General features: G+C 42.7%; 1 protein-coding gene. It reads left to right on the forward strand.

The window, feature by feature from the left end; translation table 11 throughout:
• Positions 1-721: G5 domain-containing protein (locus tag FBF73_RS09795; RefSeq protein ID WP_169435219.1), on the forward strand; the 721-nt coding region annotated here is incomplete at both ends.

Raw genomic sequence — 721 nt, forward strand, 5'->3', positions numbered from 1 at the left:
AGCTGTAGAAGGGAAAGAAGAAGTTCGTGAAACGGTATCAATTCCTTACGAACGCTTGACTGAGGTTAGCTCTGATCTCTATACAGATCAAACTCAGCTGAAACAGTCAGGTCGTGCAGGTTCTAAGACTGTTGTGAAGCTATACCAAACATTAGATGGCGTGAAAACAGACAAGGTTCTCTCTGTCCGTGAGGAAAATGTAGTGGCCTCTCAACCTGAAATTACCCTAGTTGGTACTAAGCCTATTAAGAGTCGAGAAAACGTTGTTAGCACAGAAGAAATCGCACCAGTACTTGTGTACCGAGAAGACCCTTCACTCCTGAAAGGTCAAAGTCAGACTGTTCAAGGTCGTGCAGGTCAGCGTAAGATTATCACTATCTATGAAACAGACCACGGTATACGTACTGGAATTATCCTTTCTCAAACCAGTGAAATTGTGCAAGAAGCAACCCCAACAATCATCTATCAGGGTGTGAAGGTTATCGGTCGTACTATTCCAGAAGATGGTCCTCTATCGCCAATGGTTGAAAAACCAAGTGTGGAAACCCGTATAGAGGAGACTGACTTTACTACTGAATATAGGGATAGTGCTAGCTTACCAAAAGGTCAAACCAAGGTCTTGATTGCAGGAGAGAAAGGTCAGCGTACCATCATTACAGAAATTAGTAGTGACAATGGTGTAGAAACACGTCGTGTGCTATCTAACAATATTACCAAAGAA

Source organism: Streptococcus mitis (genome assembly GCF_005144795.1).
GTDB classification, from domain to species: domain Bacteria; phylum Bacillota; class Bacilli; order Lactobacillales; family Streptococcaceae; genus Streptococcus; species Streptococcus mitis_BB.